The organism is Roseobacter sp. MED193, from assembly GCF_000152965.1.
Lineage (GTDB): Bacteria > Pseudomonadota > Alphaproteobacteria > Rhodobacterales > Rhodobacteraceae > Pseudophaeobacter.
On the sequence record NZ_CH902583.1, the window covers coordinates 1,964,573 to 1,979,708 of the forward strand.

13 protein-coding genes are annotated in these 15,136 nt (G+C 58.9%); 7 read left to right on the forward strand and 6 right to left on the reverse strand.

Going from position 1 to position 15,136, the window contains the following annotated elements:
* Window positions 1-3 precede the first annotated feature (3 nt).
* The 3 genes from MED193_RS11780 to MED193_RS11790 all read left to right on the forward strand — a co-directional run bounded on the left by MED193_RS11780 (window position 4) and on the right by MED193_RS11790 (window position 4,614).
* Entirely contained in the window at window positions 4-2,829 is a 2,826-nt protein-coding gene (locus MED193_RS11780) for a molybdopterin oxidoreductase family protein (protein WP_039966149.1), read from the forward strand.
* Between the two features lie 91 nt (window positions 2,830-2,920).
* On the forward strand, window positions 2,921-3,727 hold the full coding sequence (locus MED193_RS11785) for a 4Fe-4S dicluster domain-containing protein (RefSeq protein ID WP_009809956.1): 807 nt from the start codon (window positions 2,921-2,923) through the stop codon (window positions 3,725-3,727).
* Complete coding sequence (locus MED193_RS11790) at window positions 3,727-4,614, forward strand: DmsC/YnfH family molybdoenzyme membrane anchor subunit (RefSeq protein WP_009809957.1); 888 nt, start codon at window positions 3,727-3,729, stop codon at window positions 4,612-4,614. Before MED193_RS11785 ends, MED193_RS11790 begins: the two co-directional genes overlap by 1 nt.
* A 173-nt stretch (window positions 4,615-4,787) precedes the next feature.
* On the opposite strand, the gene dapA is transcribed toward MED193_RS11790, so the two are convergent.
* Window positions 4,788-5,660 (reverse strand): 4-hydroxy-tetrahydrodipicolinate synthase, encoded by an 873-nt coding sequence (dapA, locus tag MED193_RS11795; RefSeq protein WP_009809958.1) that lies wholly within the window; start codon window positions 5,658-5,660, stop codon window positions 4,788-4,790.
* Window positions 5,661-5,799: 139 nt separating this feature from the next.
* Here dapA and MED193_RS11800 point away from each other — a divergent pair, with 139 nt between their 5' ends.
* Window positions 5,800-7,767, forward strand: a complete 1,968-nt coding sequence (locus MED193_RS11800; RefSeq protein WP_009809959.1) for a lytic transglycosylase domain-containing protein — start codon at window positions 5,800-5,802, stop codon at window positions 7,765-7,767.
* Here the strand turns inward: MED193_RS11800 and MED193_RS11805 are convergent.
* Both MED193_RS11805 and mnmD read right to left on the reverse strand, forming a co-directional pair.
* Window positions 7,726-8,625: a DMT family transporter gene (locus MED193_RS11805; RefSeq protein WP_009809960.1), complete on the reverse strand. Its 900-nt coding sequence runs from the start codon at window positions 8,623-8,625 to the stop codon at window positions 7,726-7,728. The two genes, MED193_RS11800 and MED193_RS11805, sit on opposite strands and share 42 nt — an antisense overlap.
* Window positions 8,622-9,305 (reverse strand): tRNA (5-methylaminomethyl-2-thiouridine)(34)-methyltransferase MnmD, encoded by a 684-nt coding sequence (gene mnmD / locus MED193_RS11810; protein WP_039966150.1) that lies wholly within the window; start codon window positions 9,303-9,305, stop codon window positions 8,622-8,624. Before mnmD ends, MED193_RS11805 begins: the two co-directional genes overlap by 4 nt.
* A gap of 59 nt (window positions 9,306-9,364) precedes the next feature.
* Here mnmD and MED193_RS11815 point away from each other — a divergent pair, with 59 nt between their 5' ends.
* Window positions 9,365-10,405 carry an FAD-binding oxidoreductase gene (locus MED193_RS11815; protein ID WP_009809962.1) on the forward strand — a complete coding sequence of 347 codons (1,041 nt, stop codon included), beginning with the start codon at window positions 9,365-9,367 and terminating at the stop codon, window positions 10,403-10,405.
* Window positions 10,406-10,676: 271 nt separating this feature from the next.
* Here MED193_RS11815 and MED193_RS11820 read toward each other — a convergent pair whose 3' ends face one another.
* From MED193_RS11820 to MED193_RS11830, 3 genes are all read right to left on the reverse strand, one after another.
* The gene (locus tag MED193_RS11820) at window positions 10,677-11,516 is read right to left on the reverse strand and encodes an acyl dehydratase (protein ID WP_009809963.1); all 840 of its coding nucleotides are present in this window, start codon (window positions 11,514-11,516) and stop codon (window positions 10,677-10,679) included.
* A gap of 119 nt (window positions 11,517-11,635) precedes the next feature.
* Entirely contained in the window at window positions 11,636-12,292 is a 657-nt protein-coding gene (locus tag MED193_RS11825) for an OmpA family protein (protein ID WP_009809964.1), read from the reverse strand.
* A 132-nt stretch (window positions 12,293-12,424) separates the two neighbouring features.
* Window positions 12,425-13,288: a bifunctional helix-turn-helix domain-containing protein/methylated-DNA--[protein]-cysteine S-methyltransferase gene (locus MED193_RS11830; protein ID WP_009809965.1), complete on the reverse strand. Its 864-nt coding sequence runs from the start codon at window positions 13,286-13,288 to the stop codon at window positions 12,425-12,427.
* 203 nt (window positions 13,289-13,491) lie between these two features.
* Between MED193_RS11830 and nth the strand changes: the two genes are divergently transcribed.
* Window positions 13,492-14,136, forward strand: a complete 645-nt coding sequence (nth, locus tag MED193_RS11835; protein WP_009809966.1) for an endonuclease III — start codon at window positions 13,492-13,494, stop codon at window positions 14,134-14,136.
* Entirely contained in the window at window positions 14,133-15,122 is a 990-nt protein-coding gene (locus tag MED193_RS11840; protein WP_009809967.1) for an adenosine kinase, read from the forward strand. Before nth ends, MED193_RS11840 begins: the two co-directional genes overlap by 4 nt.
* Window positions 15,123-15,136 lie beyond the last annotated feature (14 nt).

Consider the following 15,136-nt stretch of genomic DNA (forward strand, 5'->3'; position numbering starts at 1 on the left):
CAGATGACGTTCCAGCAACCCCGGGTGGAAACATCCCCCAAGGTATCCGACGAGATCCGTCAGACCACCTGCTACATGTGCGCGTGCCGCTGTGGCATTAACGTGCACATGAAGGATGGCAAAGTTGCCTATATCGAGGGCAATCGGGATCATCCCGTCAACAAGGGTGTGCTCTGCGCCAAGGGCTCAGCAGGCATCATGCAGGTCAATGCGCCCTCGCGTCTGAAGGCACCTTTGAAACGGGTCGGTCCAAGGGGCTCAGGAGAGTTCGAGGAAATCTCTTGGGAGGAGGCGCTGGACATTGCCACCGAATGGCTGGAGCCAATCCGCCGGGATGACCCCTCCAAACTGGCCTTCTTTACCGGTCGGGACCAATCCCAGAGTTTTACCGGCTTCTGGGCGCAGAACTTTGGCACCTGCAACTACGCAGCCCACGGCGGCTTTTGCTCGGTCAATATGGCGACCGCCGGTATCTATACCATGGGCGGCGCTTTTTGGGAGTTCGGCCAGCCTGACTGGGACCACACCAAGCTGTTCATGCTGTTTGGCGTTGCTGAAGATCACGACAGCAACCCGATCAAAATGGGCCTGGGCAAGATCAAGGCCCGTGGCGCACGGGTGATTGGCGTCAATCCGATCCGCTCAGGGTACAATGCCATCGCGGACGATTGGGTGGGCATCACCCCGGGCACCGACGGGCTGTTCATTCTAGCGCTGGTGCATGAGTTGATGAAGGCCGGCAAGATCGATCTGGACTACCTCAGCCGCTACACCAATGCGCCGGTTCTGGTGAACCAGGATCCCAACTCTCCAGACAAGGGCCTGTTCCTGCGCGACGACCACGGCACGCCGCTGGTCATCAACCGCACCACCGGCAAACTTGCGCCCTTTGACATGAAAGGCGTACGGCCTGATCTGGGCGGCAGCTTCAAGATGGGTGATGTCACCCATGTCTCTGTTTTTCAACTGATGGCAGACCGCTACCTCAAGGACGAATACGCCCCCGAAGCCGTGGCCGAGCGCTGTGGCATCCCAGCCAAACGCATCCGCGCCATTGCCGCAGAGCTGGCCCGCGTCGCCTTTGACGAGGCCTTTGAGCTCGATCAGGAATGGACAGATTTCCGCGGCGAGAAACACGACAAAATGATCGGCCGACCCGTCGCCATGCACGCCATGCGCGGGATCTCTGCCCATGCCAACGGTTTTCAAACCTGCCGCGCCCTGCATGTGCTGCAAATCCTGCTCGGCACCGTGGAGGCCCCCGGCGGTTTCCGCTTCAAACCGCCCTATCCCAAACCGGTTGAAGCCCACCCGGCGCCCCATTGCCGCGTCACCCCCAACAAACCCCTGGATGGTCCGCATCTGGGCTTTGTGCACGGCCCCGAACATCTGGCGCTGAAAAGTGATGGCAGCCCAGCGCGTATCGACAAGGCCTTTACCTGGGAAAACCCCATGTCCAGCCATGGGCTGATGCATATGGTGATCTCTAACGCCCATGCGGGCGACCCCTACAAGATCGACACCTTGTTCATGTATATGGCCAATATGTCGTGGAACTCCTCGATGAACACCGGCGGTGTCATCGACATGCTGACGGATAAGAGCGAGGACGGCGAATACAAGATCCCCCGCATCATCTATTCCGATGCCTATTCCTCGGAAATGGTGGCCTATGCCGATCTAATCCTGCCCGACACCACCTATCTGGAGCGCCACGACTGCATCTCGATGCTGGACCGCCCCATCTGCGAGGCCGATGGCGCCGCCGATGCGATCCGCTGGCCAGTGATCGAACCGGACCGGGATGTGCGCGGTTTCCAAACCGTATTGGTGCAGCTGGCCAACAAGATGAAACTGCCCGGCTTTACCGCTGAGGACGGCAGCGCCAAATGGCAGGACTACGCCGATTACATCGTCAACCATGAGCGCAAACCGGGTATCGGCCCGCTGGCCGGTTTCCGCGGCCCCGATGGTGACAAATCCGGGCGCGGTGAGCCAAACCCAGAGCAGCTGGACAAATACATCAAAAACGGCGGTTTCTTTGTCGAACATATCCCGGCCGAGGCCAGCTATTTCAAACCCTGGAACCGCGCCTATCAGGACTGGGCCGTAGACCTTGGGCTCTACGACAGCCCGCAGCCCTATCTGTTCCAGCTCTATGTCGAACCGATGCGCAAGTTTCAGCTGGCCGCCGAGGGCCACGGCGAGCGCCAGCCCCCTGAGCATCTGCGCCAGCGCATCAAAGACACCATGGACCCGCTGCCGATCTGGTATGAGACCGATCAACAGGGCAACGAGGGTTTCACCGTCAACGCCCTCACCCAGCGCCCGATGGCGATGTATCATTCCTGGGGCACACAGAATGCCTGGCTACGCCAGCTGCATGGCCGCAACCCGCTCTATCTGCCGACAAAGCTGATGCGACAACACGATCTGGCAGATGGCGATTGGGCCCGCGTCTCCTCTCCCCATGGGGAAATCACCGTACCCGTGATGGAAATGGCGGCGCTGAACGACAATACCGTCTGGACCTGGAATGCTATTGGCAAGCGCAAGGGCACCTGGGGCCTGCAGGAAGATGCGTCCGAGGCCACCAAAGGCTTCCTGCTCAACCATCTGATTCACGAGCTGATGCCGCCCAAGGGCGACGGGCTTCGCTGGGCCAACTCCGATCCCATCACCGGCCAGGCCGCCTGGTTTGATCTCAAAGTGAAAATTGAAAAAGCAGGTGCCCCAGAAGATTTCACCGAAAGCCAACCCGCGCTGGAGCCCATTAAATCTCCCGTCGGCACTGGCCCCAAAGATCTGACATGGAAGGTGGGCAAATGACCAAGATCCTCCTTTCACTTTTCCCAAAATATTCCGGGGTCCGGGGCAGCGCCCCGGTCCTGCACGTCAAAATGAGCGGAGGTATGTTCTGATGACCGAACTCCCCACCAGCACCAACCGCAAAATGGGTCTGGTCATCGACCTGGACACCTGCGTTGGCTGCCATGCCTGCGTGATCTCCTGCAAAGGCTGGAACACCGAAAACTACGGCGCCCCCCTGTCAGATCAAGACGCCTACGGCGCTGATCCCTCAGGCACCTTCCTGAACCGAGTGCATAGCTTCGAGGTCCAGCCAGCTGCAACGCCCAGCCAACCGGATCCAGCGGCCCAATTGATCCACTTCCCCAAATCCTGCCTGCATTGCGAAGACGCCCCCTGTGTCACCGTTTGCCCCACCGGCGCCAGTTACAAACGCGTCGAGGATGGCATCGTCTTGGTGAACGAGGACAATTGCATCGGCTGTGGCCTCTGCGCTTGGTCCTGTCCCTATGGCGCCCGCGAACTCGACCTGGCTGAGGGAGTAATGAAAAAGTGCACCCTCTGCGTTGATCGTATCTACAATGAAAACTTACCCGAAGTGGATCGTGTCCCTTCCTGCGTGCGGACCTGCCCCGCCGGGGCCCGCCATTTTGGTGACCTCGGGGACCCAGAGAGCCAGGTCAGCCAATTGGTTGCCGAACGCGGTGGCATGGATCTGATGCCTGAGATGGGCACCAAACCTGTGAACAAATACCTGCCACCCCGCCCCAAGGATCAGCTAGATGAACAGATCGACGTGCTGGCTCCCTTGCTGGCTCCTGTCACCCAAGGGCCCGGCGGGTTCCTCGGCTGGCTCGACAAGGCGCTCGACAAACTCCCAGGTCACGCTTCCGGCCAATCTTCTGGAGGATCCACCTGATGCATCCTGCACCATCCGTTATTCTCTTCACCACCCTCTCTGGTCTGGGCTTTGGCCTGCTGACCTTCCTTGGCATCGGCTATCCCGGCGTCACCGGTTGGGTCGCCTTTGTTTTCTACGCGATTGCCTATGCTTTGGCCGTCGGAGGGCTGCTGGCCTCCACCTTCCACCTTGGCCGCCCCGAACGCGCGCTGAAAGCCTTTAGCCAATGGCGCAGCAGCTGGCTCAGCCGTGAAGGCCTTTGCGCCGTGGCGGCGCTGTTGATCATGGGGCTCTTTGCCATAGGCGCCATCTTCCTGGAAAGGGACTGGCGCCTCTTGGGACTGCTTGGGGCGGGTCTGAGCCTGGCCACGGTCTTCACCACCTCGATGATCTACACCCAGCTCAAGACCATTCCGCGCTGGAACATGGCACTCACCCCGGTGGTGTTCCTCAGCTTCTCCATCTCTGGGGGGGCTCTTTTGGCCGGGCAAGAGAGCCTGTCGATCTGGTTATTGCTCGCAGCTGGCGCCGTTCAACTGGCCTATTGGGCCAAAGGAGACAAAGCCTTTGCTGCCTCTGGCACCACCATAAAAACCGCCACTGGTCTGGGGGGAGAAGGAACTGTGCGGGCTTTTGAACCGCCCCATACGGGCAGCAACTACCTATTACGTGAGTTTGTGCATGTGGTGGGGCGCAAACACGCCCAGAAACTACGCGTAATTGCGCTCCTCCTCGGCTTTGGTTTACCCATTGTCTTTTTGGTGCTGCCTGTAGAATCCAGCCTGGTCAAACATCTGATGGCCGCTTTTGCTGTACTGAGCCATATGGTCGGGGCTGCTGTCTCTCGCTGGTTGTTCTTTGCCCAGGCGGAACATGTTGTGGGACTCTATTATGGGAAAAGGTGAGGCCTTGGTTACTCCCCAAAAGTCTTGCGCTGCCCTGAGCTCCACTAAGAGGGGCCAGCCCCTCTGCGCCTAGGGGCGCATTCACCCCGGAATATTTTGAGAAAAGTGAAACCAAAGAAAAAGCCCCGCTGCGCATGCGGGGCTTTTGAAGGATTGATTGCAGCAGTGCAGTATTACAAAAGACCCGCGTGCAGCATCGCGGCATCTATGGCGGCTTTGGTGCTGTCTTCGAGGCCAGTCAGGGGAGAGCGCACTTCCTCGGAGCACAGCCCTAGTTTGCTGAGGCCGTATTTCGCGCCGACTAGACCTGGTTCAATAAAGATCGCCTCATGCAACGGCATGAGCTTATCCTGATACTCCAGAGCTTTGGCGTAATCGCCCGCGAGGGTTGCAGCCTGGAATTCGGCGCAGAGTCTTGGTGCCACATTTGCTGTCACTGAGATGCAGCCTACGCCACCATGGGCGTTAAAGCCCAGCGCGGTGGGATCTTCGCCGGAGAGCTGAACAAAATCGGCGCCACAGCTGGCGCGTTGCTGGCTGACACGCCCAATATCACCAGTGGCATCCTTGACCCCAATAATGCGCGGCAGCTTGGCCAGCTCGCCCATGGTGGCAGGTGTCATGTCAACGATCGAGCGGCCAGGGATATTGTAGATGATGATTGGCACATCTGCACAGTCATGGGCGGCCTGGAAATGTGCCAGCAAACCGCGCTGTGTCGGTTTGTTGTAGTAGGGGGTCACAACCAGAGCAGCATCGGCGCCAACCTTCTGGGCAAATTCGACAAACCGAATCGTTTCAACCGTGTTGTTCGACCCGGCACCGGCAATCACCGGCACTCGCCCGGCTGCGGCTTTGACCACTTCTGCAATAACCGCTTCGTGCTCATCATGGGTGAGGGTTGGGCTTTCGCCGGTGGTGCCAACCGGCACCAAAGCGCTTGACCCTTCATCAATATGCCACTCAACCAAGCGTTTGAGCGCATCCAGATCCAACGCGCCGTTTTGAAACGGGGTGACGAGGGCTGGCATAGAGCCTTTAAACATGGGTGCGCTCCCTTAGCTGGTGGTCTTGACAGGCGGAGTACCGCCTTCATTGTGGACATGACCGGAATTTGTGTTGATACCGGCCATTCTCGAATTATCGTCAATGCCTCTATCCCCTGATCCACTATAAAAGCAAGCCATGACACGCATTCTTCTCCTCTTATCGCTGATCCTGACGCTGGGATCCGCCGCGCAGGCGCAAACGCGCCCACTGGCACAGGCGCTAGAGCTGGTGCGCTCTGAAGACTGGGCACAAGCGCTTCAGGCTGCAGGAGCCGAAGGGTCTGTGTCTCGTGACATAGTTGAATGGCATAGGCTACGGGCCAAGGAAGGCACGGCTGAGGATCTGGAACGTTTTTTGGCGCGACGTCCCAACTGGCCCGGCCTGCCCTATCTGCGCCGCCGCAGCGAAAAGATCATCATAGAGAAATCGCATAAACGGGTCCGCGCTTTCTTTGCCGATCATCCACCGCAAACTCCCGAAGGAGCGGCCAGCCTGGCGCGTGCATTTTATGCCCAGGGCGCGCAGTCCCTTGGCGATGCGGAGCTGATCCGCGCTTGGCAGACAATGCCGATGAGCGAAGAGACGCAGGCCGACTATCTGGCGGAGCACGCAAATCTGCTAAGCCCTCACCACGCCACCCGCCTGAGTCAGTTGTTGTGGGACGCGCATGATGCGAGCGCTACGCGCATGCTGTCACTGGTTGGAGATGGGCCCCGCGCCCTAGCAGAGGCACGTATTGCGCTGCAAAAACAATCCAAGGGAGTGGATGAGAAGATCCAAGCCATACCGGCCGCGTTCCAAGACGACCCTGGCCTCGCCTATGATCGCTTTGTCTGGCGCGACCGGAAAAGGCGCCAGGACGACGCTGTTGCCCTCATGATTGATCGCAGCACCAGCGCAAAGGCCCTCGGGCAGCCGGAAAAATGGTTGCGACGGCGGCGCGATTTGGCGCGGCAGTTGATGCGAGATGGCAAGCATGAGCGCGCCTATCAGCTGGCAGCGCATCATTTTGCGGCCCCAGAAGCAGGTTATGGTTATTCCGATTGCGAATGGCTGGCAGGATATATCGCACTGCAAAAACTGAAGGATGCAGAGCTTGCGGTGTATCACTTTGAGCGGTTTCTGGCCTCAATTGAGACGCCGATTTCCGTCGGCCGTGGAGGTTACTGGCTTGGCCGGGCCTATGCCGCGCTGGGGAACGTCGACAAGGCGCATGCGGCCTATGCGAAGGCTGCGGAGTATCAGACCTCCTTTTATGGGCTTCTGGCAGCAGAAAACCTGGGACGGGCATTTGATCCTGCCCTTGTGACACCGCCTCAGCTGCCCCCTTGGCGCAGCGCTGCGTTCCTCGAGTCCTCGGTGATTGAAGCGGCATTACTGCTGTTGCAGGCCGGTGATTTGACGCTGGCAGAACGGTTCTTCACCCATAAGGTGGAAAGCCTGTCCCCGTTGGAAGCCCAGCAGTTGGGACAGATGGCGGTCGATATGAAAGAACCACACCTGGCGGTGATGATCGCCAAACGCGCGGCCCAAGCAGGGATTGAACTCCACAGCGCTTACTACCCTTTGCACCCCGTGGCACAGCAAAAACTCCCCATGGCCGCCGAGATGACACTGGCAATTTCCCGGCGCGAAAGCGAATTTGACCCTGTCGTAATCAGCCATGCGGGCGCACGTGGCTTAATGCAACTAATGCCAGCCACGGCCAAACTGGTCGCCAAAGAGCTGGACATCCTCACCAAACATGACAACTCCCGCCTGACAGCAGAATGGGACTACAACGCAAAACTGGGCAGCCAGTATCTGGCCGGGCTTGCAGGGGAGTTCGATGGAAATGTGGTGATGATGGCGGCAGGCTATAATGCCGGCCCCCGCCGCCCGACAGCCTGGATGCAACGCTATGGCGATCCGCGCAGCGGCAGCCCGGATATCATCGACTGGATCGAACATATTCCCTTTAACGAGACCCGCAATTACGTGATGCGGGTCACCGAAAGCCTTCCAGCCTATCGCGCCCGCCTTGGCAAAGTCCCCCTGCCAGTGCCCTTTTCCAAGGAATTGTCAGGTGCGAGCCTTGCGGCTTTCACGCCAAAGGGTGAATAGCCCCGCCGCGATGATGATAGCGGCTCCAGTGGCCACGTTGAGGCGGATAACCTCCCCAAAGATGGAAACCCCCAAAATGGCCGCCCAGATCAAATGGAAATAGGCAAAAGGTTGCACCGCGCTGGCCTCCGCCATCTCGTAGCATTTTATCAGTAACCAGTGCCCGGTCACCCCAGAAACGCAGAGCAAGGCCATCCACAGCCAATCATTCTGGCTCATTGGCTCCCAGAACCAAATGCCGATTGAGGTCATGAACACCATGCCCGCAATTCCGGTCCAGAAAAAGCTGGTGGCAGTGCTGTCACGCCGCGCCGCATAGCGGGTGACAAGACCATAGACCGCAAACATCAGGGCCGAGGCAAAGGGGATCAAAGCCGCCGGATCAAATACTCCGACGCCTGGTTGCAGAATAATCAACACTCCGATGAGCCCAACACCAATGGCCGCCCAGCGCCGCCACCCCACGCTTTCGCCCAGCACCGGACCGCTAAGTGCGGCCACTAGCAAAGGATAGCAGATAAACACTGCTTGGCTTTCGACCAACCCCAGTAGGGTAAAACCGTAGACAGCAACGCAGATCTCTGCGACCAACAGGACACCGCGAAAGATCTGCAATCCCAGTTGGCTTGTGCGCGCCACGCTCCGAATGCCGCCTGGAGCACGCATTGCGAGGAACAGGACAAAGGCGGCAAAGAACCAGTAGCGCACCATCACCACCATATAGGTGTTGTAGGTGCCCGCCAGATGGCGTGAGATTCCGTCTTGCAGGGCAAAGACAATCGTCGCCCCGATCATCAGCAAAATACCCATGGGCACATTGTTGCTTTGGGGCGTCGTGCCTGCCATTGGCTTGCTCATTTCAATGTCGCCTCTGCCCTGACTGCCGTGGTCATATGTCGTTTACGTCCAAACCCCGATGTCCGCTTCACAGCGAACCCTGCCGCCTCCAAACCGCGCCGCACAAAGCCCGCTGCGGTATAGGTGGACGCACTACCGCCCGGCTTGGTATGATTTGCCACCGCTTGCAAAAGATCCGGCTGCCACAGCTCGGGGTTTTTCGCCGGAGAGAACCCGTCCAGAAACCATGCATCTGCTGCCCCTGTCCAGTCTGGCAACGACACTCTTGCGTCGCCGGCAACCACCTGCAGCTTGAGTGTACCCAGATCACAGGTCCCGATGCCCTGCCATTGTGCCAGAAAACGATCTGCCCAGGGCGCGATGTCAGGAAATGCCGCCAAGGCTTTTGCCATATCCGCAGGTGCCATAGGAAAGGCCTCAAAACTGGTGAACCGCAGGGCCGTGCGTTGGCCGCTGTCCTCCCAGGCCCGCCAGGTCGCCAGCATGTTCAACCCGGTGCCAAACCCCAACTCAGCGATGTGAAAACCAGGTGCAAACCGAGCTGGCAGATCATTGCCAGCCAGAAACACATGCTCAGTCTCTGCCAGCCCATCCTGGATCGAGAAATAGGGGTCATCAAACTGATCCGAAACCGGAATGCGCTCCTCGCGCCAGCTGAGCTGTGCCTGCTGGTCTGCCATGGCAATATCCCCTAGATGAAGTTTTGAAACTGGCGCGACACTGGCGAAAGGCATGACAAATGACAATGGCAGATATCACCGTTCGAGGCGCAGGCATCTTTGGCCTTTCCATCGCCTGGGCCTGTGTCCAGCGTGGCGCTCGGGTTCAGGTGGTTGACCCTCATGGCGTCGGGGCGGGCTCCAGTGGTGGTTTGGTCGGCGCACTGGCACCGCACGTGCCAGAAAACTGGAATCCGAAAAAGCAGTTCCAGTTGGAAAGCCTCCTTATGGCGCAGCAGTTCTGGACCGAGGTTAAAGCCGCTGGAGGCCACTCCGCCGGTTATGGTCGCACCGGACGCCTCCAACCCCTCCAAGACGCCCGCGCTGTTGTACTTGCCCGGCAGCGCGAAGACACTGCCCGCGACCTATGGCAGAACCATGCGCAATGGCAGGTCCGCCCAGCCTCGGACTTTAGCGCCTGGTGCCCACCCAGTGAAACCGGGCTGGTAGTCTACGATACCCTGAGCGCCCGCATGCACCCCCGTCGGGCTTGTGCCGCTCTCGCGGCGGCTCTTGTCAGCAAGGGGGTAACTATCTCAGCCGAGGCGGCTGACACAGGCCAGGTGCTGCATGCCAAGGGCTATGCAGGGCTTCTAGACCTAAACGCGCGCTTTGCCAGGACTGTGGGCAATGGCGTTAAGGGCCAGGCTGCGCTACTGCGCCATGACGCCGGAGAGGTGCCACAGCTCTATGCGGATGGTCTGCATATTATTCCACATGACGATGGAACTGTGGCCATTGGCTCCACCAGCGAGCGCCTGTTTGACCACCCAAGTGCCCCTGACAACCAGCTCGACGATGTCATCGCCCGCGCCACTGCAGCGATTCCGGTTCTGCAGCAGGCTCGGATCATCGAACGCTGGGCTGGGGTCCGCCCCCGCGCCAAAAGCCGCGCGCCCATGCTCGGCCCTTGGCCGGGGCGCCCAGGGCATTTCATCGCCAACGGCGGCTTCAAAATCGGGTTTGGCATGGCTCCCGGGGTCTCCCAAGTCATGGCGGACCTTCTGTTAGACGGCAACGACCACATTCCACCGGGTTTCCGGATCGAAGACAACCTTTGAGCCAGCACCCCAGCCCAGCTTTTGCCCTTTGGTGGGTCAAGGGCGGCGCAGCCGCCGCGCGTGAGCGCGGTTCACCCTTGAGGCGGTACAGGGCCCCTTAAACTGGACCCAGGCGTCTCGAGAGGCAATCCTGCCGCTCAAGCGCTTCCCCAGCAGCCTGTTACGCCGCGTAGCGGCGCCGGGCCCAAGGCTTCTATTGATGATCAGCCCCGCTGGTCGTCAAAAAGGCGCGGGAGCCTCCGCGCTATTGCGATTAAACTCAAGACCTCACTCAGCCCTTAGGGACAGCTTGCGCCTGCATGCATTGGCGCCCGTCCGGGGCCCGCACCCATAGTTCCCGCCCCTTGCAACACAGAGTCGCCGCCTCAAAATGCATCAAGGGCGCTGTCGCGCGAAACGAAAACTCTGCCAACGGCCCCATCACCTCTTCAGCCAGAAGCATCAGCTGCTGTGCCAAAAGCGGCCCATGGACCACCAGCCCAGCGTATCCCTCAACGTCGCGGGCGTAATCAAGATCATAGTGGATACGATGACCGTTGAAGGTCAGGGCCGAGTAGCGAAACAGCAGGGTCGAGCTGAAACTGACCTGCCGCGCTTCTTCTTCGTCCTCACGCGCCCGGGGCGGCACAGGCTTTGGCGCCTCAGGAGAGGGATCTTCACGGAAGAGCAGGTCATGCCATTCACGCACACATAACCGCCCCTCTTGGTGAACTTCATGCCTCAAAGTGACAAAGCCCAAAGGACCGCTGCGCCCCATCTTACGGTTAGACTGTTCCACAACAGAACGTTTTTCCGCTGCAATCCCCGCGATAAGCGGGTGTTCAAACTGCAAGCGGCCACCAGCCCACATGCGCCGGGGCAGCCCCAGATCGGGGATAAGACCGGATTTGCTTCGACCTGGGTGGCCATCGCGCCCCAACTGTTCCGGTGGCACCGGCGTCCAGAAATAGAGCTGATGGAAAAACGGCGGCAGCTCTGATCCGGCACTGATGTCTGGCTCCAACCCGAGCGCAACTTGTAGAGCGGCAGAGCGGGCTGGATCCATCACATCAGTGCTGCGAAACACTGGGTCGGTGGTCGAGGGCGAGGCGGTTTCCGGAGCATATGTCATGGCGCAACCTTAGTCCCCGCCGCATCCAGAGCAACCATCTAAATTAGGATCGCAAATCAAAAAACCACATCCATATGTGGCCTTTCGTCGGCATCTGACGATGCCATTCCTCTCCCCTGTTAGGCAGTGGGAACGATGACAATCTCAACCCGGCGGTTCTGCGCCTTGCCTTCGGCGGTCAAGTTACTGGCCACGGGCTGGGATTCCCCGCGCCCAAAGGTCTGCAAGCGATTATAGGGAACGCCCCCCGCCTGAACCTGATCCGCCACGGTATTGGCCCGCTGCTCTGACAATGTCTGGTTATAGCTTGCATCCCCATCACTATCGGTATGGCCAATCACCTGGACCGAGCTATTGGGATAACGCACGATGCTTTGGGCAACCTGACGCAAATCAGATTCCACCGCCGGAGAGATCGCTGCACTATCGCTGGCAAAGGTCAGATCATTGGGCAGGGACACAATCAGCCTATCGCCGGTATTGACGATGGTAATGCCATTGTTGGAGAGGCTCTCACGCAGCTCTGCCTCTTGTTTGTCCAGCTGGCTGCCAATGACACCGCCCAGCAGCGCCCCGGCAGCAGCCCCAGCGACCACCGCAGCACCCTTATTGCTGGAATTGGACAGCCCGGCCAATCCTGCACCCACAATCGCCCCAGCGATCAACCCGTTGCGTTCCTTTTCTCCGGGCTGGCGCAGCGCATCTGTATCGGTACAGGCGGTCAGCCCAAGGGTCGCGGCCAAGAGCCCTGCGCTGGAGATTTTCAAAACGGTCACTGCGACACCTCTTTATCTGCTCATCGGTACAGGTTTTGCACCTTTCCTCCTATATCGGCGCTCGCGGCATCTGGCTCAAGCTCTTGCCTGCTCTCTTCGGCGAAATACTGCGCAAAACCCTGCCTTAGCCCCTCAGATCTCTGTTCCCTCGGGCTTTGGGCTGTCCGCGCGGGCCGCCTCATAGGCGAGCATGGCCCGTTTGACCGGCTGCCCCCAGTGATAGCCTCCCAATTCACCGGATTTCTTCAGCGCCCTGTGGCAGGGGATCAACCAGCTTACTGGATTGCGCCCCACCGCTGTCCCAACCGCCCGTACCGCCTTGGGCGATCCGATAGATTTCGCGATTTCTGAATAGCTGGTCACATGCCCATCAGGGATCGACAGCAGCGCCTCCCAAACCTTGATCTGAAGCGGCGCACCGATCAGATGCAGGGCCGTTTCTCCCCTTTGAGCAAAGGCCGCGTCAACCAAGGGCCGTAACGCGGTAGGATCTTCGATGAACTCCGCCTGTGGCCAACGGCTGCGCATATCAGCCAGTGTCGGCTCGGCACCTGTTTCCGCCGCAAAACCCAAGCCACAGATACCTTTGGACGTCCCCATCACCAGAGCCAAACCAAAGGGACTGTCAAACCAGCCCCAGAAAATCTGCAAGCCCTGCCCTTTGCGGGCGTATTCACCGGGGCTCATCGCCTCCCAACGTAAAAACAGATCATGCAAGCGGCCGGACCCAGAAAGCCCTACGGAATGCGCAGTTTCTAGGGTCGAAAATCGCTCACGGAGTAAAGCCTTAGCATGCCCCAGGCGGAGATATTGCTGATAGCGTTTGGGGGAGACTCCAACCCATGCCGAAAACAAGCGTTGAAAATGCGCCGGGCTCATATCCATATGGCCTGCGAGTTCCTCCAAAGACAGATCACCGCCCCCCGCATCAATCAATTCAATTGCACGGCGCATGACCCCGTAGTGGTAGCTTTGCTCGCCTGCTTGAATATTCATCACCGCGCCTTTCTGCTCTGACGTTTGGCCCTCACCATACGGCCATCAAGGTCCCGCCAGCGACCCGAAACTTGCGAGAACTTCCAACCTCAACCCGTTAGCTGGCCAGGGCTGTGGCTAAAGAACCAGCTGGAAAGCCATTGTAAACCGCGCTGATGCTTTGTCATTGCAGGACGTGACCCAAAACGGCAATAAGATCCGCAATGGCTAAGCAACTCGATTATCACACCATCCGCGAGATCTTTTCGCGGTTTCAGGCAGCAGAACCAGAGCCCAAGGGCGAACTGGAGCATGTCAATGTCTACACCCTGGTGGTGGCTGTTGCCCTGTCGGCGCAGGCCACCGATGCCGGGGTGAACAAGGCAACGCGGGCGCTGTTCAAAATCGCCGATACACCGCAAAAGATGCTGGATCTTGGCATCGAGGGCGTCACCGAACATATCAAGACCATCGGATTGTTCCGACAAAAGGCCAAGAATGTCATCAAACTCAGCCAGATTTTGGTGGATGACTATGGTGGCGAAGTACCAAACTCCAGAGCCGCGCTGCAATCGCTACCCGGAGTTGGCCGCAAGACCGCCAATGTGGTTTTGAACATGTGGTGGCATCAGCCCGCCCAGGCCGTCGACACCCATATCTTTCGGGTTGGCAACCGGTCCGGTATTGCACCGGGCAAGGACGTCGATGCGGTGGAACGTGCCGTCGAGGACAATATCCCTGCTGATTTCCAGCAACATGCACATCATTGGCTGATCCTGCATGGCCGCTATCACTGCAAGGCGCGCAAGCCCCTGTGTGGCACCTGCCTGATCCGCGATCTCTGTCAATATGAGGACAAGAACTTATGAAAACCTACCAAATCGTTGGCATCGGCAATGCGGTTGTCGACGTGATCTCGCAAAACAACGACGACTTTCTCGCCCATATGGGGATCGAGAAAGGCATCATGCAGTTGATTGAACGGGATCGTGGCGAAGTCCTTTATGCCGCCATGGACAATCGGGTACAAACCCCGGGTGGCTCGGTCGCCAATACCATCGCTGGTGCCGGTGCCCTAGGCCTGGACGCCGCCTTTATTGGACGCGTCCATGATGACGCCCTGGGGCATTTCTACGCTGATGCTATGAACGAAGAGGGGGTCGATTTTGTCAATCCACCGGTTAAGGGCGGCGAACTGCCAACCTCGCGTTCAATGATCTTTGTTTCGCCCGACGGGGAACGCTCAATGAACACCTATCTGGGCATCTCGTCAGAGCTGAGCAGCCAGGATGTACCCGATGAAGTGGCCGGTAACGCTCAGATTATGTTCCTGGAAGGCTACCTTTTTGACAAAGACAAGGGGAAGTCGGCCTTTATGGAAGCGGCCCGCGACTGCCGCAAAGGCGGCGGCAAATCCGGCATCGCCATTTCGGACCCTTTCTGTGTCGAACGGCACAGGACGGATTTCTTGTCGCTGATCGAGAATGACCTGGATTTTGTCATCGGCAATGAAGACGAAATCAAATCCCTGTTTGAGACCGATGATCTCGAAGTGGGCCTCGCCAAGACCAGCGCAATCTGCCCACTGGTGGTCTGTACCCGGTCCGGTGATGGCGTCACAGTGATCGGAGACGGCACCCGGATCGACGTGCCTGTCACCAAGGTGGTGCCCGTGGATGCAACTGGGGCCGGTGATCAATTTGCGGCCGGCTTCCTGTTTGGTCTGGCCACAGGGCGGGATCTTGAGACCTGTGCGAAGATCGGCAATATCTGCGCTGCTGAAGTCATCAGCCATATTGGCCCGCGTCCTGAGACCAATATGCAGGATCTGCTGCGCGAGGCAGGCCTACTGTAGACGAAGCCTCGAGC

Excerpts from the sequence above, each read along its gene's own strand:
- MED193_RS11780 (WP_039966149.1), top strand. The coding sequence starts at position 4 with ATGACGTTCCAGCAACCCCGGGTGGAAACATCCCCCAAGGTATCCGAC.
- MED193_RS11785 (WP_009809956.1), top strand. The coding sequence starts at position 2,921 with ATGACCGAACTCCCCACCAGCACCAACCGCAAAATGGGTCTGGTCATC.
- MED193_RS11790 (WP_009809957.1), top strand. The coding sequence starts at position 3,727 with ATGCATCCTGCACCATCCGTTATTCTCTTCACCACCCTCTCTGGTCTG.
- dapA (WP_009809958.1), bottom strand. The coding sequence starts at position 5,660 with ATGTTTAAAGGCTCTATGCCAGCCCTCGTCACCCCGTTTCAAAACGGC.
- MED193_RS11800 (WP_009809959.1), top strand. The coding sequence starts at position 5,800 with ATGACACGCATTCTTCTCCTCTTATCGCTGATCCTGACGCTGGGATCC.
- MED193_RS11805 (WP_009809960.1), bottom strand. The coding sequence starts at position 8,625 with ATGAGCAAGCCAATGGCAGGCACGACGCCCCAAAGCAACAATGTGCCC.
- mnmD (WP_039966150.1), bottom strand. The coding sequence starts at position 9,305 with ATGGCAGACCAGCAGGCACAGCTCAGCTGGCGCGAGGAGCGCATTCCG.
- MED193_RS11815 (WP_009809962.1), top strand. The coding sequence starts at position 9,365 with ATGACAATGGCAGATATCACCGTTCGAGGCGCAGGCATCTTTGGCCTT.
- MED193_RS11820 (WP_009809963.1), bottom strand. The coding sequence starts at position 11,516 with ATGACATATGCTCCGGAAACCGCCTCGCCCTCGACCACCGACCCAGTG.
- MED193_RS11830 (WP_009809965.1), bottom strand. The coding sequence starts at position 13,288 with ATGAATATTCAAGCAGGCGAGCAAAGCTACCACTACGGGGTCATGCGC.
- nth (WP_009809966.1), top strand. The coding sequence starts at position 13,492 with ATGGCTAAGCAACTCGATTATCACACCATCCGCGAGATCTTTTCGCGG.
- MED193_RS11840 (WP_009809967.1), top strand. The coding sequence starts at position 14,133 with ATGAAAACCTACCAAATCGTTGGCATCGGCAATGCGGTTGTCGACGTG.